Below are 20,786 nucleotides of genomic sequence, written 5' to 3'. Positions count from 1 at the left end.
CTCATCGAATGGCCCGTCCGTCCGCACTCAGCCGCCGCCAGCCGGCCCGCGACAGGACGAAAAACACCGGCACGAAGAAGATCGCGAGCACGGTGGCAGCCACCATGCCGCCGAATACGCCGGTGCCGACCGAGTTGCGCGCCCCGGCGCCGGCCCCGGTCGAGATCATCAATGGGAAGACGCCCATACCGAAAGCCAGGGAGGTCATCAGGATCGGGCGTAGCCGCAGCCGCACCGCATGCAGAGCCGCATCGACCAGCGATTCTCCAGCGCGTTCGAGCTGATGGGCATATTCGACGATCAAGATCGCGTTCTTAGCCGACAGCCCGATGGTGGTCAAAAGGCCGACCTGGAAATACACATCGACTGGCATGCCGCGCATGAAGATCGCGGCCAGCGCGCCGAGCACGCCGAGCGGCACCACCAGCATCACCGCCACCGGGATCGACCAGCTTTCGTACAGGGCCGCCAGGCACAGAAACACGAAGCCGATCGACACCGCATACAACAGCGGTGCCTGGTTGCCGGCCTGTTGCTGCTGGAAGGAAATGCCCGACCATTCATAGCCGATACCTTCGGGCAGCTCGTCGACCAGTTTCTTGACTTCGGCCATGGCGTCCGAGGAGCTCACCCCCGGGGCCGGCTGACCGGAGATCTCGTAGGCCGGCACGCCGTTATAGCGCTCCAGCTCGGGCAGACCGGTGGTCCAATGCGCGCTCGAAAACGCCGAAAACGGCACCATGTCGTCCGAGCTGTTGCGGACATACCAGTTGCCGACGTCCGCCGGCTGCATGCGATAGGGCGTATCGCCCTCGACGTAGACCCGTTTGACCCGACCCTGATAGATGAAGTCGTCGACGTAGGAACCACCGAAGGCCGTCGAGAGCGTACTGTTGATGTTGGCGATCGAGACGCCATGGGCGCGTGCCTTGGCGTCGTCGATATCGATCGCGAACTCGGCGTTCGGATTGGTGGTGTCGGCGCGCATCTGGGCGAGCTTGTCGTCGGCCCGCGCGAGCCGCAAAAACTGTTCGCGGGCCGCGCTCAGGGCTTCGCGGCCTCGTCCGCCGATATCCTCGAGTTCGAGTTCGAAGCCGGACGAGTCGCCCAGATTGCGTAAGGCCGGGGGCGAGAGCACATAAATACGGGCATCGCGGACCTTGGATAGCGCCGCAGTAGCCCGGGCGGCGATCGCCTCCGAGGAAGGATTGGTCCCGGTGCGCTCGCCCCAGTCGACCAAATGCACGAATGCGCGCCCGCTGTTCTGGGTGCCGCTGCCGGCGATCGCGAAGATCGACTTCACGTTCGGTCGGCCCTTGAAATAGTCGGTCACGCGGTCGATCGCATCAACCGTGCGATTGGTGGCTGCGCCCGGCGGCAGCTGGATCGAGACCATAAGCACGCCCTGGTCTTCGTTCGGCAAAAACGAACTCGGTAAATGGGCGAACAGCCAGCCCACCAAGAGCACGATGCCGGCAAACGCCAGCACCACCAGCGCCCGGGCCCGGATCAGGCGTTGGGCCAGGCGCTGCGACAGCGTGCCGGTCGCTGTGACGCCGCGGTTGAAGGCGCGGAAAAAACGCCCGGGCGATCGACGCTGCTCGGGCGGCTTGAGCAGGCTCGCGCACAGCGCGGGCGTGAGGATCAGCGCCACGCCGACTGATAACACCATGGCGGAAGCGATGGTGACCGCGAACTGGCGATAGATCACCCCGGTCGAGCCGGGAAAGAAAGCCATCGGCACGAATACCGCCGACAGCACCAGGGCAATGCCGACCAGCGCGCCCTGGATTTCGCCCATAGACTGGATCGTGGCCTCACGCGGGGAGAGTTGCTGTTCTTCCATCACCCGCTCGACGTTTTCGACCACGACGATGGCATCGTCGACCAACAGGCCGATGGCCAGCACCAGGGCGAACATGGTCAGGGTGTTGATCGAATAGCCCAGCACCGCCAGCACGCCGAAGGTGCCCAGAAGCACCACCGGGACTGCCAGGGCCGGCACCAGCGTCGCGCGCAGGCTTTGCAGAAACAGGAACATGATCGCCACGACCAAGACCACGGCCTCGAGCAGGGTCTTGACGACTTCCTCGATCGAGGCCCGCACGAACGGCGTGGTATCGAAGGCGGCATGGGCTTCCAGCCCCGGGGGGAAGAACTCGGACAGCTCGTCGAGTCGTTTCTTGACGTTCTCGGCAGTGTCCATGGCGTTGGCGCCGGCCGCCAGTTCTAGACCCAGCCCGGCCGCAGGCCGGCCGTTGAAGCGTGCGATTTCCGAGTATTCGTCCGAGCCGATCTCGACCCGGGCGACATCCGATAAATGCACCACCGAGCCGTCTGCAGTCGACTTCACGATGATGTCTTTGAACTGCTCGGCCGAGGTCAGGCGGCTGCGGGCTTTGATCGTGGCGTTGAACTGCTGGCCCTTGGCCTGGGGCAGACCGCCGAGCTGGCCGGCCGAGACATCGGCGTTCTGGGCTTCCAGCGCATCGCGGATGTCGCTGGGCATCAGCTTGTATTGATTGAGCTTATGCGGATCGAGCCAGATCCGCAGCGCATACTCGGCGCCGAAATTGCGCGCCTGGCTGATGCCGGAGACCCGCGACAACGGATCGGTGAGGGTGCTGGCGATGTAGTCGCCGATATCGGCTTCGTCCATCGACCCATCGTTCGACGATAGGGCGAATACCAGGAAATAGTTGCCGCCGGATTGATAGGTGCGTACGCCCTGCTGCTGTACCGAAGCCGGCAGCCGCGGAATCGCCGACTGCAGCTCGTTCTGGACCTGAACCTGGGCGATATCGGGATCGGTACCCGAGGCAAATGTCAGGCGTACCCGCGAAGATCCCGAGGAATCCGAGCTCGACTGGATATACAGCAGGTGGTCGAGCCCGGTCATGGACTGTTCGATGATCTGGGTCACCGAGTTCTGGGTGGTCTCGGCGTTGGCACCGGTATAGGTCGCCGAGATCGAGATGGTCGGCGGGGCGATCTCCGGGTACTGCTCCAGTGGCAGGGTGAAGATCGCCAACGCCCCGGCGAGGCTGACGATGATTGCCAGCACCGTCGCGAAAATCGGGCGGTCGATGAAAAAACGCGACACTAGGAGGCCGTGGTCTGATCGGCGGGCTGGGTGTGGCGGTGTTTAACTTCCCGTACGTCGCCGTTGGCGTCCAGAGTCACGGCCACGGCATCAACCCGGTCGCCGACGCTGACCTTGTCGGTGCCTTCGACGATCACCCGGTCACCGACTGATAGCCCCGAGGTCACGCGCCAGCGGTTGTCGTCGGTCGCCGAGGCGATCTTGAGCTTGTGCCGTGTGACCTTGTCGTCGGTGTCGACCAGCAGCGCGGTCGGCTCGCCCGAGGCATCGCGTTGCACGGCCTGCTGGGGTACCAGAATCGATTTGACGTCGATGCCCTGGGTCAGCCGGGCGCGCACGTACATGCCAGGCAGCAGGGTGTGTTCGGGGTTGGGCACGATCGCCCGCAGCATGACCGTGCCGGTGTCCGACTCTACGGTCACGCTAGAGAATTCTAGCTTGCCGGTCAGGGTGGCATGGCCGCCCTCGGGAGTGACCGTGACTGGCGCGGCGTTGTCGCTATCGGTGTCCAGCTCGCCGGTGGCCACGGCGTGCTTGAGGGTCAGATACTGGCTTACCGACTGCTGGATATCGACATAGATCGGGTCCAGCTGATTGATCGTGGTCAGGGCATCGCTCTGATTGGCGGTGACCAGCGCCCCCGGGGTGACTGCCGAGGCGCCGATGCGTCCTGAAATCGGTGCCTTGATCTGCGTATAACCGAGATTGATCTGTGCGGTCTGCAGATTGGCTTTGGCATTGGCCACGTCGGCCCGGTCCTGGGCCAGATCGGCCACCGCGTTGTCACGATCCTGCTTACTGATGGCATCGATGTCGGCCAGGTGTTGATAGCGACGGGCCAGCGGTTCGGCCGACTTCACCGCAGCCTGGGCCTGCTGCAGCTGGGCCTTGGCCTGGGCCACGGCGGCTTGGTAACGGGACGCATCGATTCGATAGAGCGCGTCTCCGGCCGCCACGTGGGCGCCTTCGGTAAATAGCCGTTTCTGGATGATGCCATCGACCTGGGGCCGGACATCAGAAGTCATATACGCCCGGGTCCGGCCGGGTAGGGTCTCGGTCACGGTATAGGGCTGCGAGGACACCTGGTAGACACTAACCGAGGCTGGTGCACGCTCGGGCGTGGTCTCGGACTCCGAGCAGCCGGCAAGCAGCAGCACCATCGCGACGATGGCCAGCAGCCCTGGCCGATAGGCGAGCGACATGACGTGAATGATCCCCTCTGAGGTCGGCGCACGAACGCCGCGCGGCGCATGCACGATTCGCGCCACCCGGGATACGCCGTTGTCCGATCGTGCGCGGCGATTATCTAGGCCGCGACTTTATAGTCCGCGAGTCTACCCTACCCAGCCGGTCGCGGGCATGACGCTGCCGATGGGCGGGTCAAGGGCTACGGCGAACGGGCTCATGTCCATGCCATGGCCTGGGACACGCGATCGCCGAGTCTGTGTGTCGGGCGTTAGGTGCCCGACTGCATGGGTGGGAGCGCGCTTGTTCAAGCACGGCGTCGGTGACGATACGGCCGATCTCGTTGCGCACAGCGGCGCGGGCAGCGCGCCATGGGCCGAGATGGACCGGACTCGTTGGCGGCTCGGCAGTCGTGCTCCGGGCGGCGTGTGCGCCAATAACAAGGGCGCATATGACACTTGGGCCGTGCCGGGGCTGTGACCGGGCCTGCGAATCCGGGGCAAAAGCTGTTGGGCGATCGGCCCTCCTGGCCCCGCCGGCGGCAACGCAGGAAGGCGGTCGAGCAGCCTGATAACGCCAACAGCCAGAGCGCGATGCAGCATTGCTCGTCGGGATCGTGACACACCACGATCGGTGGCCTGCGCCTTGTCTCGTGCGACTTGCGAACCATAACGCAGCGCTCGATCGGCACATCAACAGACCCTAGTGCGTTAAGCTTGCGGCCACGCACAACCGAAACGCCTGCCATGGTCGACTCACGCCAACCCCCGGGCGACAACCCCGATACCATCGATTTCGGCTACGAACGCGTGCCGCGCGAGGCCAAGGCCAAACGCGTGGGCGCGGTCTTCGACTCGGTCGCCGACAACTACGACCTGATGAACGATCTCATGTCGATGGGCGTGCATCGGGCCTGGAAGCAGTTCACGATCCAGCTCGCGGCCGTGCGCCCGGGCGAGAAGGTGCTAGATCTGGCCAGTGGCACCGGCGATCTGGCGGCCGGTTTCGCGCCGCGGGTAGGCGCCTCCGGGCGGATCCTGATGTCGGACATCAACCACGCGATGCTGTCCAACGGTCGCGACCGGATGATCGATCGCGGGCTGGTATCCAACGTCGACTACTGCCTGGCCAACGCCGAGAAACTGCCGTTCGCCGACGACAGCTTCGACTGCGTGACCATCGCCTTCGGCCTGCGCAACGTGACCGACAAGCCGGCGGCTCTGGCGGAAATGGCACGGGTAACCCGGCCCGGCGGGCGAACTATCGTGCTGGAATTCTCCAAGCCGGCATTGCCGGGGCTGGGGCGTATCTACGACGTGTATTCGTTTTCGGTGCTGCCCTGGCTGGGACGCAATATCGCCAAGGACGAGCCGGCCTATCGCTATCTGGCCGAGTCGATCCGTATGCACCCGGATCAGGATACCCTCAAGTCGATGATGGCCGACGCCGGCTTCGTGCGCTGTGGCTATCACAATCTCACTGGCGGCATCGTCGCCGTCCATCGCGGTTATGCGCCATGAGTCCGGCCGGATCCTTTCATAGCCTGCCGCGGCCGGCGCTCGGCGCAGCCGAAATCGCGCTGAATCGTTATATCGGCGCCGATCCGGCCGCGCTGGCCCGGGCTGCCGAGCTGGCCGGGGCCTCGCTGACGGTTTGTTTTTCCGATCTCGGCGTCGCGGTGACGTTCATTGCCGAGCGCCACGGCATGCAGATTACCGGTCTGCCGGAAGACGAGCCCGACGTGCGTCTGACCGGTCGCTCCACGGCCTTTGCCCGGGTGTTCTTTTCTGGGGGGCGCTCGGGAATTACCGGCTCGGGGCTGCGTATCGAGGGTGATATCGGCATCGCCCAACAATTCGCGGACCTGTTCTCGGGTGTGGATTTCGACCTCGGCGATTTGCTGGATGCCCGCTTCGGCCCGGTGGCCGGACACCTTATCGAGCGGGGCGCCAAGCAGGCCTTCGGCCTGTTCGATCGGCTGCGCCGCGAGCTGCCGGCCCAGACTGCGGAATATCTGCGCGAGGAGACCGGCGATGTGGTTGGCCAGTGGGAACACGAAAAGCTGGCCACCGAAGTCGAGCGTTTCCGTGATGAAGTCGAGCGTGCGGCCGCCCGGGTCAAACGCGCCGAGCGGTCGCGCTGATGTTTGAACGCAGTCGACGCCTGCTCGAAATCACCCGCACGATCCGCCGCTACGGCCTTGGCGAGCTGTTGGGCGACAACGCCCCGCGCTGGCTGGTCGGGGCCCCCCGCGATTTTGACGAACCGGTGGCGGTGCGCCTGCGCCTGGCGCTGGAATCGCTGGGCCCGGTATTCATCAAGTTCGGCCAGACCTTGTCCACCCGGCGCGACCTGCTGCCGGAAGGCATGGCCGAGGAACTGGCCAAGCTCCAGGACGAAGTGCCGCCGTTCGAAGGCGCTGAAGCACGTTCTTTGATCGAGGCCGCCTATGGCCACGAACTGGAGCGTTTCTTCGCCGAGTTCGATGAACAGCCGATGGCGGCAGCCTCGATCGCCCAGGTGCATGCTGCGCGGCTGCACCCTGGCGAGGGCGAACAACGCGGCGCGGCCGTGGTGATCAAGGTGCTGCGCCCGGATGTCCACGAGCGGGTGGCCCGCGATATCGCCGTGCTGTATCGCTTTGCCAAGCTGGCGGCCCGCTTCCATCCCGAGGCCGAGCGTCTGCGGCCGGTCGAGATCGTGTCCGAATACGATCGGATCATCCACGACGAACTCAACCTGATGCGCGAAGGCGCCAACGCCAGCCAGCTCGGGCGCAACTGGGCCGGTTCGGATCTAATCGTGCATCCGACCATCTATTTCGACTACAGCACTGAAACAGTGCTGGTCATGGAGCGCATGGAGGGCGTACCGATCGACGATACGGCGACGCTCGAAGCCGCTGGGGTCGATTTCAAGGTGCTGGCCGAGCGCGGCGTGGAGATCTTTTTCAAGCAGGTCTTTCGCGATAATTTCTTCCATGCCGATATGCATCCCGGCAATATCCTGGTGCAGACCACGCATGCCGATCGGCCGCGCTATGTGGGCTTGGATTTCGGCATCGTCGGCTCCCTGACCACCCAGGATCAGCGCTATCTGGCTGAGAATTTCCTGGCGTTTTTCAATCAGGATTATCGGCGTATCGCCGAGCTGCACGTCGAATCCGGCTGGATGCCGGCCGATACCAGCATCGAGGATTTCGAAAGCGCGATCCGCACCGTCTCCGAGCCGATCATGAACAAGCCGCTGGCCGAGATTTCCTTCGGCTTGTTTTTGGTGCGGCTGTTCCGAATTGCACGCCGCTATCGCTATACCGTCCAGCCACAGCTGGTGCTGCTGCAAAAGACCGTGCTCAACGTCGAAGGCCTGGGCCGCGATCTGTATCCGCAGCTCGATCTGTGGGCGACCGCCAAGCCGATCCTCGAAGACTGGATGCGGCGCCGCGCCGATCCCAAGATCGCGGCCCAGCGTCTGCAAAAACAGATGCCGCAGATCATCGATGGGCTACCGGATCTGGTGGCGACCGTGTTTCGTCGTGCCGAGGCCGGGGAAGCGCCGGGTGCCCATCAGCTGGAAGGCGCGCTGTCGCAGATCACCCGTGAACTGCGTACTGCACGCCGGGCGATGCGTTGGACCATGGTCGGCACTGGCCTGGTGGTGGTCTCGGCTGCCGAGCTAGCGTATCCGGCGCTGCCGGTCTGGATGGCCGTCATCACCGGGCTGGCCGGTACCGCGAGCTGGGTCAAGGCCTGGCGCGTGACAGCAACGGCTGCTTGAAAAACGGCAGTCGCCGGATCCGCTGGTGGCTGAATCGACCGGCCCCGGCCATGCAGTCCGCACCGCGCCAAGCTATGCCGGCCGTCTCGGCCGGCCGAATCGACGCCGAATTGTCGTTGCGCGCGGCCGAGACCGCGGACTACGAGCCCTTGTTCGCCTGGTATCGCGAGGCGCTGCGGCGCCCGATCGACGACCTGCAGGGCTGGGACGAGGCTGCGCGCCGAGCGGATTTTCAGCGGCTGATGGGCATGATCCCGACCTTTGTCGTGCGCGCTGAGGCTATCGAAGTCGGTTTCGTCCAGGTCTGGCCGCGGGCCGACGTACTGCATTTGGTCAATATCGTGATCGCTGTCGAGGCCCGCGGCCGGCGTATCGGTGCCCGGGTACTGGCCTGGTTGCAGCAGCGCGCTCGTGAGGCCGGGGGCGGCGTACATCTCAAGGTGTTGCGCACCAACCCCGGGGTGCTGGATTTCTATCGTCGGGCCGGGTTCGGCATTGAGCGCTGCACCGACGAATACTGGTGGCTCGACTGGCCGGCTCCGGGCTGACCCGGCAGGCGCCGGGCCGCTGCACCTGCCGGCCTGCGTAGACGCGAGCTGTCAGGCGCTATGGTTAGGCGCCGTCGGCAGCCGGCTCCTTCGGTGCGTCCTGGGGCGGCTGGCCGGCCTTGTCGTTGACCTGAACGTCGGCCGGGTCAGCCTTTGAGGGCGAAGGTTGCGATTTCGAGGGCGTGCCGCGATCCAGCGTGTTCAGCCCCTTGAGCAGATTCAGGGCCTCGTAGACGCCGTAGTCCTGCTCGGCCAGCGGTGTCTGTTCTGGCTTGGCCTCGGTGGCTGTGTCGGACTGATCGGCCTTGTCCTTGGGCTGGTTGTCGCTGGCGTCCTGATCGCTCGCGCTGCTATCCGAGGCAGCGGCGTCCGGGGCGGTGTCGGCACTATCATCGTTGGCCGCCGGGCCGGCCCCGGTTTCGGCGCCGGTGTTCTTGAGCGCCCCGGGCAGGTCGGCTTCGGTATAGCCGAAGCCGCCGCTGGCCTGGGTCGAGGTGATCTTGACCGGTGCCAGCTTGATGTCCGGGGTGATGCCTTCGGCCTGAATCGAGCGCCCGCTGGGCGTGTAGTAGCGGGCGGTGGTGAGCTTGAGTGCCGAGCCGTCGTTGAGCGGCAACACAGTCTGGACCGAGCCCTTGCCGAAGGTCTCAGCGCCCATGATCACCGCGCGATGGTCGTCCTGCAGGGCGCCGGAGACGATTTCGGCCGCGGAGGCTGTGCCCTGGTTGACCAGTACCACGATCGGGGCGCCATCCAGCTTGTCACCCTGGGTGGCCTTGAATACATGGTCGGTATCGGCGGCCCGGCCGCGGATCGAAACGATCGTGCCATCGTGGACAAAGTCGTCCGAGACATCGACCGCGGCTTCGAGCACGCCGCCAGGGTTGTTGCGCAGGTCGAGCACGATGCCCTGGAGCGAGCCGTCGGCTTTGTCCTTGAGGGCGCTCAGGGCTTTGTTCATGCCCTTGGCGGTTTCGGCCGTGAACTGGCTGATTCGGATATAGCCATAGCCCGGGGCGAGCATGCGCGATTTCACGCTTTCGACCTGGATATTGGCCCGGGTCAGCTGCAGGTGGATCGGTTTGTCGTGGCCGTCGCGCAGCAGGGTCAGCGCGATCTTGCTGCCGGGCTTGCCGCGCATGGCCTTGACCGCATCGCTCATCGACATGCCCTTGACCGGCTGATCGTCGATCCGAATGATCATGTCGCCCGGTTGGATGCCAGCCTTGGAGGCCGGGGTATCGTCGATCGGCGAGACCACCTGCAGATAGCCGTTTTCCATCTGCACCTTGACCCCGAGGCCGCCGAACTTGCCAGAGGTCGAGATCGACAACTGCTTGAACTCGTCGGGGTCGAGATAAGCCGAATGGGGGTCCAGGCCTTCGATCATGCCGTGCATGGCGTTGTCGAGCAGCGTCTGATCGGAGACATCCTCGACATAGCCCTGCTTGACCTGGTTCATGATCGCTACGAACTTGCGCAGTTCCTCGACCGGCAGCTTGTTGCCCTTGGCGCTGTTATCGCCCGCGGACTGGGGCGGCGTATTGCCCTCGGACTGGCCTGGCGCGCTGTCGGCGAAACCATTTTCTCCGAGGGTAAGTACGGAGCCGACGAGTATGCCGAGCACGATATAGCACGTGCCGCGCAGTTTGGAGTCCATGTCTCGTTCCAGGTCTGGTCGGTATCGGGGTCGATTACCCCGCTCGAACGGGGATCGACGATAGCATAAAGCGCGGTCCTAGCCGGCCAGCCAAGGGGCAGGGTTGACCGGATCCTGGCCGTGCCGGATCTCGAAATAGATGCCGTTGTCGCTATGGCCGCCACTATGGCCGGCGGTTGCGATCGCCTGGCCGGTCGACACCGCATCGCCGACGTCCACGTAGCTGGCTGCGGCATGGCCGTACAGCGAATAGTAGCCGTGGCCGTGGTCGACGATCACGATCAGTCCGTAGCCTTTCATGTAGCCGACATAGACCACGCGGCCGCCGGCCACAGTATGCACGGGCGTGCCCTGCGCGGCAGCCAGCCATTCACCCTGCCAGCGCAGCGGGCCACCGTTTTTGGTTTGGCCATAGCCGGCCAACACCTTGCCGGAAACCGGCGGATGCATACGTCCCTTGAGCTTGTAGAACGGGACCCCGGACGGCACCGGCGGTAGATCCGAAAGCTGGGTCTGGACCGAGTTGAGCAGTTTTTTCAGCTGGTTTTCCTGGTCGCGCATATCCGACAGCGAAGACCGATGCGAGGACAACTGCTGGTCGAGTGCAGCCAGAGTGGCTTTTTGTTTCTTCTGGGTCGCCTGTAGCGAGTCCAGGGTTTCGCTACGGGCCGCGCGCTGGTCGGCCAGCTGGGCGCGCTCGTTTTCCAACGACTGCTGCTTGGAGGCCAGACGGGCCAATGCAGTTTTCAGATGCGCGACTTGCTCGCTCTGGGCATCCGAGAAATACCGATAATAATTGAGCATGCGCCCGATGCGTTCGGGCGGGGCGCCCGATAACAGCAGCCGCATGCGGCTCATGCGCCCGGTTTCGTAGGCCGAGCGGACCTGGGCCTGCAGGGTCTCTAATTCGCCAGACAAATGCTCGCGCTCGGCATCGCGTTGTTGTTTCAGGCGGTCGATACGCTGTTTATGCGTATCGATATCGTCGTCCAGCGAATCCAGCCGTTTGCGGGTGTTGCTGATCCGGGCCTGGGCCTTGGCCAGGGCATCCGACAGATCGCTGCGCTGGCTCGAGTCGGCGGCGATCCGTTTGCGCACTTCAGTGATTCGCTCGCGCAGAGCCGAGAGTTGCTTGCGCGCATCGGCCGAGCGCGAGGCATCGTCGGCCGCGCCAAACGCAGGAACAAAAATAGACAGCGCAAGCAGGCCGGCGCCGAGCACGTGGGTCAACCGCATGCCGCGATTGTAAGGCAAGCCGGGGGCCGCGGTGGCAGACGAACCACGGCCGAGTTGTTCGCGCCGCGGGTCAGGCGTGCTCGGTGTGTGCAATAATCCCCGGCCGGCGCCCGGAGCCCGGGCAATCTTCAACGAGGCGTAGAGCCGTGGGCCGCGTGATGCGGGCCTGCATTCATAAAGACTCGGCACATCAATATGGATCAGCTGCTGGAATTCATCGCCCATCATCCTTTCCTTTGGGGCGCATTGGGCGTGATCGTGATTGCCCTCATCGCCAACGAGGTCTGGCGCGGCGCCTCGGGCAATGCCCCGATTTCGTCTTCCGAGGCCGTGCGGCTGATGAACAGCGACGACGCGGTGGTGGTCGATACGCGTTCGTCGTCGGACTACAAGAAAAACCATATTCTCAATGCCAAGCACGTGCCGCTGGCCGGCATCGATGATCGCGCCAAGGAAATCACCAAGGACACCAACAAGCCGATCATCGTCTATTGCGGGGCCGGCAATTCCGCGCCTCAGGCAGCGTCCAAGCTGCGCGCCAAGGGCTATAGCCGGGTGTATGCGCTCAAGGGCGGGATCAACAGCTGGCAGGCCGACGGGCTGCCGGTAACCAGCAAGTAATCGGCGGCCAGCGCCGTCACGCCAACATCAGGAGGGATCATGGCTGAAGACAATGGCAACGACAACGAGCAGCCCCAGCGCCAGGTCGGACTGCAGAAAATCTATATTCGGGATGCTTCGATCGAGGTGCCCGACGGCCCGCGGGTGTTCACCGAACAGTACAATCCCGAAGTCAATGTCGATCTGAATACCCAGATTCAAACGTTGTCCGACGAAACCCATCAGGTGGTCCTGACCGTCACGGTGACCGCCAAGCAGGGCGAGCGCACCGCCTATATCGTCGAGGTCCAGCAGGCCGGCGTATTCCAGATCGAAGGTTTTGCCGACGAAGGCGAGCGCGACCACGTGCTCGGCGCCTATTGCCCGTCGGTGCTGTTTCCGTATATCCGCGAGTCGGTCGGCGACATGGTCCAGCGCGCAGGCTTCCCGCACTTCTTGCTGCAGCCGGTCAATTTCGACCTGCTCTATGCCCAGCATCGGGCCAACGACGGCGCGGCCGCGACCGACGCCGGTCAGGCCACCCACTAGACGGCGCTCGAGTCAGCCGTGGCGCAATCCAAGCCACAATGTCTGGCCGTGATCGGCGCCGGGTCCTGGGGCACCGCGCTGGCGCTCCAGCTCGCCCGACGCGGACATGCCGTGCGCCTGTGGGGGCGCGACCCGGAGGCGATTCGGCGTATGGCCACCGAGCGCGTCAACGCGCGCTATCTGCCGGAGGCCGAGTTCCCCAGCACGCTTGAGCCGGTCGCCGACTTAGCCGCGGCCCTCAACGGCGCCGACGATGTGCTCGTGGTCGTGCCCAGCCATGCGCTGCGACGCTGTCTCGAAGCGGTGGCTGCCCATCTGGCGCCGCAGCAGCGCGTACTCTGGGCGACCAAGGGGCTGGAGCCGGATACTGCGCTGCTGCCGCATGAGGTGGCTGCCGAAGTGCTTGGTGAGGCACGCGCGACCGGGGTCTTGTCGGGTCCGAGCTTTGCCGGTGAGGTCGGGCGTGGCCTGCCGACCGCGGTGACTATCGCCTCGGCCGATGCCGCTTTCGCCAACGACATGGCGCATGCCTTCCACGACGGTGTGTTTCGGGTCTATACCTCTTCGGATGTGATCGGGGTTGGCGTTGGCGGCGCGGTCAAGAACGTACTGGCGATCGCGGTCGGGATTTCGGACGGTCTCGGCTATGGTGCCAATGCCCGGGCGCTGCTGATCACCCGCGGCCTGTCGGAGATGATGCGCCTGGGCGTGGCCCTGGGCGGCTCGCGCGAGACGCTGACCGGCATGGCGGGGCTCGGCGATCTGCTTTTGACCTGCAGCGACGATCAGTCGCGCAATCGGCGTATGGGCCTGGCCCTGGCAGCCGGCGACGACGTCGCCGGCGCCGAGGCCCGTATCGGTCAGGTGGTCGAAGGCGTAAGAGTGGCCCGTGAGGTCGACCGCATGGCACGCCAACACGGCATCGATATGCCGATCGTGGCTCAGGTGTATCGTGTCCTGCACGAAGGCGTATCGCCCCAGACGGCCGTGCGAGAGCTGGCCGAGCGGCCGTCGCGATCCGAAGCCGAATGACACGCTGGCCGGCACGGCCTCATGTAGAATAACGCTGAATGAGAGCGTGAAAGGCGCTTGCGGGGCTTAGCGTCGAGTATAGCAAGACATCGATTGCGCAACGCACTGCCGTAGCACAGCCTTTGAGACGGGATATGGCGAACTGGGTTACTTTTGCACGCTTTCTACTGCTGTTCGTGTTGTTGGCGGTGGTTTATTCCGGCGCGCCGACGCTGCAGCTGGTCAATGCGCCGTTAACGATCCTGATCATCGCGCTGGACGGCGTCGATGGCTGGGTGGCCCGACGTTTCAATCAAGAAACCTTGTTCGGGGCGACCTTCGATATTGCTATCGATCGCATCGTCGAGATCGTGTTGTGGGTCGTGCTCGCGCATTTGGGCTTCATCGGCGTCTGGGTGCCGCTGTTGTTCATTATCCGTGGCAATCTGGTAGATGCGATCCGCAGCCGCGGTGCTGCCAGTGGTACGGCGGCCTTCGATATGATGCAGTCGCCGCTCGGCCGGTTCCTGGTGGCCGGGCGATTCATGCGCGGCTTCTATGCCGTGCTCAAGGCCACCACGTTCTCGTGGATTTTGCTCTGGCAGCCGTTTCCCGAGCTGGCGCCGGCCTTTTGGGCCCACTATGGCGGCTGGATGGCCGGGATCGGCCTGGGCTTGGCCTGGCTGTCGGCGGCGATCTGTGTCGCGCGTGGCCTGCCGGTGATCGTGGAGTTCTGTGTTAACGCCCGGCCGAATACAGTGGCGCAAAGAGGGTGACATGCGTCTGGTAATCTTCGATATCGACGGGACGTTGATCCCCGGGGCCTCGTCCGAGGCCCGTTTTGCGCGCTATCTATGGCGCATGCGCGCGCTGGGGCCGCGGCAGCTGCTGGCGTTTGCCTGGTTCGTGCTGCGTTATCTGCCGCGCTTCGGCCGGCATGTGATGCAGAAGAACAAGGCCTATCTGAGCGGCCACGACTACGGCCATATCGTCGATCTGGCGCGGCGCTTCGTGGCCGATGTGCTGTCCGAGACACTGCATGCACCGGCGGTCGAGCGGCTCAAAGCCCATCAGGCGGCCGGCGACGTGGTGGTGCTGTTGTCGGGCACGCCGCAGTTTTTGGCCGATGCGCTGGGCGATGCGCTGGGCGTTAAGCACTGCATCGGTGCCTCCTGTAGTACCCAGGGCGGTTATTTCACGGCTGCGCCGCCGCGCCGCCATCCCTACGGGCCGACCAAGGTCGATGCTGCCGAGACGCTGGCCGAAACCGCCGGCTTGCCGCTGGCCGAGGCCGTAGCCTTTGGCGATTCGATCAACGATGCCTATCTGTTTCGGGTCGTCGGTGAAGCCGTCGCGGTGGCTCCCGATCGGCGCCTGAGTGTCGAGGCCGAAGGGGCGGGCTGGGAAGTACTGGAGCCGCGGATCAAGGCTTAGGGCGTGTTGATGTTTCGCCCCAGCGCTGCGTTGCCGCCCCAAATCGTGGTTGGGCAGACGCGAGCCGCCGGTTCTGGGCGTGCCACGATTAAGGCTTGTAACACGGCCCGACGCGATTTGCGGCCCAACCCTTCGGGCCAAGGGCTGTTTGGCGGCAATGTAGCTGTGCCGCTCACTGACGTCGCGCTACGACGCCGCACTCGCGGCGCCTCGGCTTGTAGCCCAACAGCTCGGTAAACAGCGCTAGGCGCAGACTCGCGCGACACCCCAACACGCCCTAGAGCCCGGCCGCGATACGGCAACCGAGGTCGGGCTACGCCCGGGCCGCCGGCCCGGCTTGTCGAAACCGCGCCGCTGCCGTCCAGGCTTTACGGAGATTGTGCCGGCAACGCATGCGATAAGGCAGGCTTGCTCGATACGGACTCGGCCCAGCAAGGCTGTTGTCCGGGCAGGCCGTGAATCAGGCGAAGCCGAGCTGGCGCCAGGCCTCGTAGGCGACGACCGCGACGCTATTGGACAGATTCAGGCTGCGATTGTCCGGCCGCATCGGCAAGTAGATCGCGGCATCGGCTGCGGCCACCCGCTCGGGCGGCAGGCCACGGGTTTCGCAGCCGAACAGCAGCGCATCGTCGGCGCGATAGGCCAGCGTGTCGTAGCGCACATCGCCGCGCTTGGTGGCTGCCAGCACGCGACAGTGTGCGTGCGCGGCCTGCCAGGCGTCGAAATTCGGCCATTCGTGGATCACCGCGCGTTCGCGATAATCCAGCCCGGCGCGGCGCAGATGCTTGTCGTCGATCGAAAATCCGAGCGGATGGATCAGATGCAGAGCCGCGCCGATATTGGCCGCCAGGCGGATCACGTTGCCCGTATTGGGCGGGATTTCGGGTTGATAGAGAACTAGATGCATAGGCAGTCGATTAGCGATCAGCCGGGCGTGGGTGCTGGCAGGACCAGCAGGCGTTGAACTGGCCGCCCAGGGCCTCGCCGCAGCCGGGGCAGATCCAGTCGCAGCCGGTTTCCAACGTGCCCTGTTCGAAGGCCGCCACCAGCTGGCGGGCGTGTTCGAAATCGGTGGCCGTATCCACCCAGACTTCTGGGTAGACATTGGCCGGCAGCTCGCCCATGCCACCCCAGAGGTGCTGGCTGCGCACATGGGCGGCAATGCCGCGATCGACGAGCATGTCTTTGACGATCTCGGCGTTGACCGGATCGGCCGCCAGATAGACCTGTCGAGCCTTCATGCCAGAGGCGCAGGCAGGCGCCGACCGATTGACTTGCCGGGCCGCTTTGCTAGTCTCGCAGACCAGCAGTAGTGCGGGGATCGCAACATGGGCAAACTCCTGAATCGGCGCGCGTGGATCGTGTTGGGCATCGTCCTGTCCTTGTTCGCAGCCACGCCAGCGCTGGCCGGCGACGACGAGATGGCAAGCCCTTCGGCGGCCGCGATGACCTTCGATGCGGCCGTGGTCCGGCCGGTCAGCCTGGTGGCGACCGTGGCGGGCACAGGGCTGTTCATTGTGTCGCTGCCGTTCTCCCTGCTGGGCCACAACGCCGATAAGGCCGGCGAACGGCTGGTGGCCGAGCCGGCCAAGTATACCTTCACCCGGCCGCTGGGCAATTTCGATGCCCAGGCCCCGGGCGAAGACTAGCCGCGGCTGGTGTGAATTGGCGACCCGCGGTTGAAACGACCACGGCGAACGCCCGAGCTGGAATAATGGCCGCCGACATCCTGCTGCGACGCCAAGGGCGATAATGGCTTTCTCGTCGATCGGCCGCTGTGTGTGCGGCGGTCTGCTGTATGCGTGTCTGCTCCTGGGCGGGCCTGCGGCGCTTTCTGCGCCGGCCGAGCCCACGGCGAGTCTCGCCACGTTGCAACAGCGCGCGGCCGAGCAGGCGCTGTCCGAGGCCCCGGAATGGCGGGCGTTGTTGCATTACGAGCCGAACTGGCTACGTCCGGGGGTCCATAGCGAGGTGGCCTCGCCCTGGTTCTTCCTGGCCGACAACGGCGCGACCGATCCGGCCGCCGAGCTCGATGCCACCCTGGCCGGGCTGTTTTCGAAACGGGCGATCGGTCCACGCGAGCGGCCGGCCTATTGCCTGTTCGTGGCGCGGCGCAAGTTCCTGGTCGAGCGGCTGTCGATCGATACCAATCGGCTGCCGGTACATCAGTGCCCCAAGTATCAGCGCTGGCGGGCGATGATCGATCCCGCCTCGGCCAGCCTGGTGTTTCCGACCGCTTTTCCCAACAGCCCGTCGTCGATGTTCGGCCATACCCTGCTGCGGATCGATTCCGGCCAGCGCCGGCACGGCACCGAGCTGCTGTCCTATGCGATCAATTTCGCAGCTGCTGCGCCCGAGGACAAGCGCGGCCTGGGGTTTGTCTGGAAAGGGCTGACCGGGGGCTATCCCGGGGTATTCGGGCTGTTTCCTTATTACAAGAAAGTCAAGCAGTACGCCTGGATCGAAAACCGTGATGTTTGGTCGTATCCGCTCAAGCTCAGCGACGCCGAATTGTCGCGGCTGGTCGACCATACCTGGGAGATGGACAGCGTCCATTTTGTCTACTATTTCCTCAACAAGAACTGTTCGTACCAGCTGTTGAGCCTGTTGGATGCCGCCAGGCCGAGTCTGCATCTGACCCGCGACTACGACTGGTATGCGATCCCTTCGGATACTATCCGCAGCATGGCCGATACCCCGGGGCTGCTCGGCCCGGCCGACTATCGACCGTCGATGGAAACCATGCTGCGTTGGGAAACCCGCCAGCTCACCGATCGCCAGCAGGCCCTGGCGCGCCAGATCGCGGCCGACGAGCTGGCGCCGACCGCGCCGAAGGTGGCAGCGTTGGCGCCCGAGGCACGGGCCAAGGTGCTGGAAGTCGCCTACGATGCCCTGCATTACCAGCTCGCCAGCGACGAAGTCGCGGCCCCGATCAAGGGCCAGGCCGGGCAGCGCTATGCCAACCATATTCTGTCGGCCCGGGCGAAAATTCCTCGGACCTCGCCGTTCGGCGCGGTGCCGGCCCCGCATATCTCGCCGGCCAGCGGCCATCGCTCGCTGCGGGTCAATGCGTCGGGCGTGTATGCCGATGACACATTCTCGCTCGGTTTCCGGATCCGTCCGGCCTATCACGATCTGCTCGACGACCCTGGCGGCTATACCCGCGGCGCTGCCATCGATTTCGCAGATATCGGCCTGCGCGTCGACCCCGAAGACGGGCAGCTAAAACTCGACGATATCCGGCTGTTGTCGATTACGTCGTTGTCGCCACGCAGCGCTTGGTTCAAGCCGGTCTCGTTCACCGTTGATACCGGTCTACGGCGTCGGCCTTCGAGCCATGTGTTTACCGATGCCGCCAACGATCTGGGCTACTACCTGCAGGGCGGGCCGGGCTTGGCCTGGGGCAGTGGCAAACTCACCGGCTATGTGTTCGGCCAGGTGTCGCTGGATGCCAACCCTGGGCTGCAGCCGGCCTATGCGCTAGGGGCCGGGCCGAACGTAGGGCTTTTGGTCTATCCGCATCCCGGCATCCAGCTCCGGGCCGATGCCGGCTGGCTGCACTATGCCGCCGGGGCCGATGGCCACTATGGCTGGGCCAAGTTGGGCGCCCAGTGGCCGATCGTGGATGATTGGGCGTTTCGTTCGAGCATTGGCTATGAGGATACGAAGTTCGATCGCGGGACCCGGGTGGATTTCGGTATCCAGGCATATTTCTGATGGCTGATCCGATCGCAATCCCCCGCATGACTGTCGACGGCTGGCTCGTCGATGCCCGCCGAATCGTTTCGCCCAATCACGATATGCGCCCGGCCGGCGTTGCGGTCGATACGCTGGTCGTACACGGCATTACCCTGCCGCCAGGCCGGTTCGGCCATGGGCAGGTCGAAGCCCTGTTTACCAATCGTTTGGATTCGGCGGCCGATTCGTTCTATGCCCGGATCGCCGATCTGCGGGTCTCGGCCCATGCCGTGATCGAGCGCAGCGGCGCGTTGACCCAATATGTATCGTTCGACGATCGCGCCTGGCATGCCGGGGCATCGGTCTTCGACAGCCGCGAACGCGTCAACGATTTCGGGATCGGCATCGAGCTCGAAGGCACCGACGACTGTCCTTATACGCCGGCCCAGTATCGTCGGCTGGCGGCTGTTACGGCCGCGCTTTTGCTTCATTATCCGGGGATGACGCGTTCGCGTATCGTCGGCCATAGCGATATCGCTCCGGGGCGCAAGACCGATCCGGGGCCGGCTTTCGACTGGGCTGCACTGCATCGATTACTGGATCGCCTATGCATTTGATCGTGATTGTGGTCGCACTGCTGCTCGAGCGAACGCTGGGCCAGCTTTCCCGTCTGCGCCAGATCGATGCGTTCGCGGCCTATGTCCGGCTGATCGAGCGCAGTCGCCTCGGCCGTGCCTGGCTGGCCCGACCGTTCGGCGTCGCGGTGATCCTGCCGCCGCTGGCAGTGTTCGGAGTGCTGCAGTGGATGATCGATACCCATCTATGGCTGGGCGCGCAGCTCGTGTTCGGCCTGATCGGGCTGTTGATCAGCCTCGGCCCGCGCGATCTCTGGGAGGATGTGTATGCGTTGGCGCATGCACGCAGCGAGCAGGCTCACGACGAAGTCGAGGCTCGGGCGGTCGCGCTCTGTCGCCGGGCCAGCGGCCGTCGGGCGCGCGATATTGATCCGCCAACCATCGTAGGCGCCGTGCTCGTGCAGGGCCATGAGCGGGTGCTGGCTGTGTTGCTATGGTTTTTCGTGGCCGGCCCAACCGGGGCGCTGTTCTATCGGCTGGTGCGGGAGCTGCCGGCGCTGGCGGTGCGCGATCCGGCTACCCGACAGACCGCGCGGGTGGCCGAATACGTGCATGGTCTGGCGGCCTGGATCCCGGCGCGCATCGTCGCACTCGTATATGTAATCGCGGGCCAGAGTGGCCAGGCGTTGGCGGGCTGGCGTACGGCCCGGGCCAGCACCCACGTCAGTGGCATCGCCAGCTGGCGCCTGCTGGCTGCGGTCGGGCGCGGCGCCCTCGGCGTAGACAGCGGGCTGACCGACCAGCAATGTTTCGACGATACGCTGCTTGGCGCGCTATCGCTGATTTCGCGATCGGTGCTGATTCTGCTGGCCGGTTTCGCGTTGCTGACCCTGGCCGGGATTTTTCGCTAGGGCGTGTGGAGGTTTCCTACGAATCCCCGCCAAGGGCGGTTCGGCTGCCAGCCGAGGCATCGCGAGTGCGGCGTCGTGGCGTGACGTCCATGAGCGGTAACGCTGGATTATGGCCCAACCGCGCCTGCCCGGCGGGCCGTGCCCCAAATCGCGTCTGGCCGTGTTTCGAGCCTTGCCCGCCACGATTTAGGGCGGCAATGCGGCGCCCGGGCGTAACCTCTATACGCTCGTAGGCATTAGTGAGGTTGCACGGTGGGGCGAAGCCGAAGGTCTCGGCGCCTGCCCGTGTACGACGCCAGTCGCGCACTGCGGCTGCCGTATACCACGACGCGCTTGGCGCAGATAAGGCCTCGGCTCGCGGCCGCCAGTCTTGCGTAGCTTGGTGACCAGTGCGGCGGACCTGCGGGCTGCGCGCGTCGGACTGGCCTCGGCGGGTGTGTCGGCGATACTGAAGCGCGAGCCAGGGCCGGCACAGACTCGTACCGAATCGCCACACGCCCTACCATGTTCGATCGCACA

Annotated in this window: 19 protein-coding genes; 13 read left to right on the top strand and 6 right to left on the bottom strand. The window is 64.8% G+C overall.

Going from position 1 to position 20,786, the window contains the following annotated elements:
* Position 1: 1 nt before the first annotated feature.
* Positions 2-3,103 (bottom strand): efflux RND transporter permease subunit, encoded by a 3,102-nt coding sequence (locus V5738_RS16745; protein ID WP_423821947.1) that lies wholly within the window; start codon positions 3,101-3,103, stop codon positions 2-4.
* Positions 3,103-4,305, bottom strand: coding sequence for an efflux RND transporter periplasmic adaptor subunit (locus V5738_RS16740; protein WP_423821946.1), 1,203 nt, complete (start codon positions 4,303-4,305; stop codon positions 3,103-3,105). The genes V5738_RS16745 and V5738_RS16740 overlap by 1 nt, the downstream gene beginning before the upstream one ends.
* Positions 4,306-5,034: 729 nt before the next feature.
* Between V5738_RS16740 and ubiE the strand changes: the two genes are divergently transcribed.
* Genes ubiE through V5738_RS16720 form a run of 4 tightly spaced genes read left to right on the top strand, consistent with a single transcriptional unit; the run spans position 5,035 to position 8,613 of the window.
* Positions 5,035-5,808, top strand: coding sequence for a bifunctional demethylmenaquinone methyltransferase/2-methoxy-6-polyprenyl-1,4-benzoquinol methylase UbiE (gene ubiE / locus V5738_RS16735; protein WP_423821945.1), 774 nt, complete (start codon positions 5,035-5,037; stop codon positions 5,806-5,808).
* Positions 5,805-6,431, top strand: a complete 627-nt coding sequence (locus V5738_RS16730; protein ID WP_423821944.1) for a ubiquinone biosynthesis accessory factor UbiJ — start codon at positions 5,805-5,807, stop codon at positions 6,429-6,431. The genes ubiE and V5738_RS16730 overlap by 4 nt, the downstream gene beginning before the upstream one ends.
* Positions 6,431-8,065, top strand: a complete 1,635-nt coding sequence (ubiB, locus tag V5738_RS16725) for a ubiquinone biosynthesis regulatory protein kinase UbiB (RefSeq protein WP_423821943.1) — start codon at positions 6,431-6,433, stop codon at positions 8,063-8,065. The genes V5738_RS16730 and ubiB overlap by 1 nt, the downstream gene beginning before the upstream one ends.
* Before the next feature lie 50 nt (positions 8,066-8,115).
* Positions 8,116-8,613 carry a GNAT family N-acetyltransferase gene (locus V5738_RS16720; protein ID WP_423821942.1) on the top strand — a complete coding sequence of 166 codons (498 nt, stop codon included), beginning with the start codon at positions 8,116-8,118 and terminating at the stop codon, positions 8,611-8,613.
* Between the two features lie 64 nt (positions 8,614-8,677).
* Here V5738_RS16720 and V5738_RS16715 read toward each other — a convergent pair whose 3' ends face one another.
* Both V5738_RS16715 and V5738_RS16710 read right to left on the bottom strand, forming a co-directional pair.
* Complete coding sequence (locus V5738_RS16715) at positions 8,678-10,273, bottom strand: S41 family peptidase (protein ID WP_423821941.1); 1,596 nt, start codon at positions 10,271-10,273, stop codon at positions 8,678-8,680.
* A 78-nt stretch (positions 10,274-10,351) separates the two neighbouring features.
* Positions 10,352-11,509, bottom strand: coding sequence for a murein hydrolase activator EnvC family protein (locus tag V5738_RS16710; RefSeq protein WP_423821940.1), 1,158 nt, complete (start codon positions 11,507-11,509; stop codon positions 10,352-10,354).
* 195 nt (positions 11,510-11,704) lie between these two features.
* Here V5738_RS16710 and V5738_RS16705 point away from each other — a divergent pair, with 195 nt between their 5' ends.
* The 5 genes from V5738_RS16705 to V5738_RS16685 all read left to right on the top strand — a co-directional run bounded on the left by V5738_RS16705 (position 11,705) and on the right by V5738_RS16685 (position 15,103).
* The gene (locus tag V5738_RS16705) at positions 11,705-12,130 is read left to right on the top strand and encodes a rhodanese-like domain-containing protein (RefSeq protein WP_423821939.1); all 426 of its coding nucleotides are present in this window, start codon (positions 11,705-11,707) and stop codon (positions 12,128-12,130) included.
* Between the two features lie 39 nt (positions 12,131-12,169).
* Positions 12,170-12,658, top strand: coding sequence for a protein-export chaperone SecB (gene secB / locus V5738_RS16700; protein WP_423821938.1), 489 nt, complete (start codon positions 12,170-12,172; stop codon positions 12,656-12,658).
* An 18-nt stretch (positions 12,659-12,676) separates the two neighbouring features.
* Entirely contained in the window at positions 12,677-13,690 is a 1,014-nt protein-coding gene (locus tag V5738_RS16695) for an NAD(P)H-dependent glycerol-3-phosphate dehydrogenase (RefSeq protein ID WP_423821937.1), read from the top strand.
* 134 nt (positions 13,691-13,824) lie between these two features.
* The gene (locus V5738_RS16690) at positions 13,825-14,445 is read left to right on the top strand and encodes a CDP-alcohol phosphatidyltransferase family protein (RefSeq protein ID WP_423821936.1); all 621 of its coding nucleotides are present in this window, start codon (positions 13,825-13,827) and stop codon (positions 14,443-14,445) included.
* A 1-nt stretch (position 14,446) separates the two neighbouring features.
* Complete coding sequence (locus V5738_RS16685; protein WP_423821935.1) at positions 14,447-15,103, top strand: HAD family hydrolase; 657 nt, start codon at positions 14,447-14,449, stop codon at positions 15,101-15,103.
* Between the two features lie 460 nt (positions 15,104-15,563).
* Here the strand turns inward: V5738_RS16685 and V5738_RS16680 are convergent, their stop codons facing one another.
* Together V5738_RS16680 and V5738_RS16675 are read right to left on the bottom strand one after the other, a co-directional pair.
* Positions 15,564-16,010 carry a tRNA (cytidine(34)-2'-O)-methyltransferase gene (locus V5738_RS16680; protein ID WP_423821934.1) on the bottom strand — a complete coding sequence of 149 codons (447 nt, stop codon included), beginning with the start codon at positions 16,008-16,010 and terminating at the stop codon, positions 15,564-15,566.
* 10 nt (positions 16,011-16,020) lie between these two features.
* On the bottom strand, positions 16,021-16,344 hold the full coding sequence (locus V5738_RS16675) for a DUF2007 domain-containing protein (protein WP_423821933.1): 324 nt from the start codon (positions 16,342-16,344) through the stop codon (positions 16,021-16,023).
* Positions 16,345-16,431: 87 nt separating this feature from the next.
* Here V5738_RS16675 and V5738_RS16670 point away from each other — a divergent pair, with 87 nt between their 5' ends.
* The 4 genes from V5738_RS16670 to ampE all read left to right on the top strand — a co-directional run bounded on the left by V5738_RS16670 (position 16,432) and on the right by ampE (position 20,267).
* On the top strand, positions 16,432-16,752 hold the full coding sequence (locus V5738_RS16670) for a hypothetical protein (RefSeq protein ID WP_423821932.1): 321 nt from the start codon (positions 16,432-16,434) through the stop codon (positions 16,750-16,752).
* 103 nt (positions 16,753-16,855) lie between these two features.
* Positions 16,856-18,820, top strand: a complete 1,965-nt coding sequence (locus V5738_RS16665) for a DUF4105 domain-containing protein (RefSeq protein ID WP_423821931.1) — start codon at positions 16,856-16,858, stop codon at positions 18,818-18,820.
* Positions 18,820-19,398, top strand: a complete 579-nt coding sequence (ampD, locus tag V5738_RS16660) for a 1,6-anhydro-N-acetylmuramyl-L-alanine amidase AmpD (RefSeq protein WP_423821930.1) — start codon at positions 18,820-18,822, stop codon at positions 19,396-19,398. Before V5738_RS16665 ends, ampD begins: the two co-directional genes overlap by 1 nt.
* Positions 19,389-20,267 (top strand): regulatory signaling modulator protein AmpE, encoded by an 879-nt coding sequence (gene ampE / locus V5738_RS16655; RefSeq protein WP_423821929.1) that lies wholly within the window; start codon positions 19,389-19,391, stop codon positions 20,265-20,267. The genes ampD and ampE overlap by 10 nt, the downstream gene beginning before the upstream one ends.
* The last annotated feature ends 519 nt before the right edge of the window (positions 20,268-20,786 follow it).

The organism is Salinisphaera sp. SPP-AMP-43, assembly GCF_049568105.1.
Taxonomy (GTDB): domain Bacteria; phylum Pseudomonadota; class Gammaproteobacteria; order Nevskiales; family Salinisphaeraceae; genus Salinisphaera.
This window is presented reverse-complemented; position numbering and strand designations above follow the sequence as displayed.

Coding starts and splice junctions, on each gene's coding strand:
- V5738_RS16665 (WP_423821931.1), top strand. CDS start 16,856: ATGGCTTTCTCGTCGATCGGCCGCTGTGTGTGCGGCGGTCTGCTGTAT.
- V5738_RS16720 (WP_423821942.1), top strand. CDS start 8,116: ATGCAGTCCGCACCGCGCCAAGCTATGCCGGCCGTCTCGGCCGGCCGA.
- V5738_RS16680 (WP_423821934.1), bottom strand. CDS start 16,010: ATGCATCTAGTTCTCTATCAACCCGAAATCCCGCCCAATACGGGCAAC.
- ubiE (WP_423821945.1), top strand. CDS start 5,035: ATGGTCGACTCACGCCAACCCCCGGGCGACAACCCCGATACCATCGAT.
- V5738_RS16705 (WP_423821939.1), top strand. CDS start 11,705: ATGGATCAGCTGCTGGAATTCATCGCCCATCATCCTTTCCTTTGGGGC.
- secB (WP_423821938.1), top strand. CDS start 12,170: ATGGCTGAAGACAATGGCAACGACAACGAGCAGCCCCAGCGCCAGGTC.
- V5738_RS16675 (WP_423821933.1), bottom strand. CDS start 16,344: ATGAAGGCTCGACAGGTCTATCTGGCGGCCGATCCGGTCAACGCCGAG.
- V5738_RS16690 (WP_423821936.1), top strand. CDS start 13,825: ATGGCGAACTGGGTTACTTTTGCACGCTTTCTACTGCTGTTCGTGTTG.
- ampE (WP_423821929.1), top strand. CDS start 19,389: ATGCATTTGATCGTGATTGTGGTCGCACTGCTGCTCGAGCGAACGCTG.
- V5738_RS16715 (WP_423821941.1), bottom strand. CDS start 10,273: ATGGACTCCAAACTGCGCGGCACGTGCTATATCGTGCTCGGCATACTC.
- V5738_RS16730 (WP_423821944.1), top strand. CDS start 5,805: ATGAGTCCGGCCGGATCCTTTCATAGCCTGCCGCGGCCGGCGCTCGGC.
- ampD (WP_423821930.1), top strand. CDS start 18,820: ATGGCTGATCCGATCGCAATCCCCCGCATGACTGTCGACGGCTGGCTC.
- V5738_RS16710 (WP_423821940.1), bottom strand. CDS start 11,509: ATGCGGTTGACCCACGTGCTCGGCGCCGGCCTGCTTGCGCTGTCTATT.
- V5738_RS16685 (WP_423821935.1), top strand. CDS start 14,447: ATGCGTCTGGTAATCTTCGATATCGACGGGACGTTGATCCCCGGGGCC.
- V5738_RS16670 (WP_423821932.1), top strand. CDS start 16,432: ATGGGCAAACTCCTGAATCGGCGCGCGTGGATCGTGTTGGGCATCGTC.
- ubiB (WP_423821943.1), top strand. CDS start 6,431: ATGTTTGAACGCAGTCGACGCCTGCTCGAAATCACCCGCACGATCCGC.
- V5738_RS16740 (WP_423821946.1), bottom strand. CDS start 4,305: ATGTCGCTCGCCTATCGGCCAGGGCTGCTGGCCATCGTCGCGATGGTG.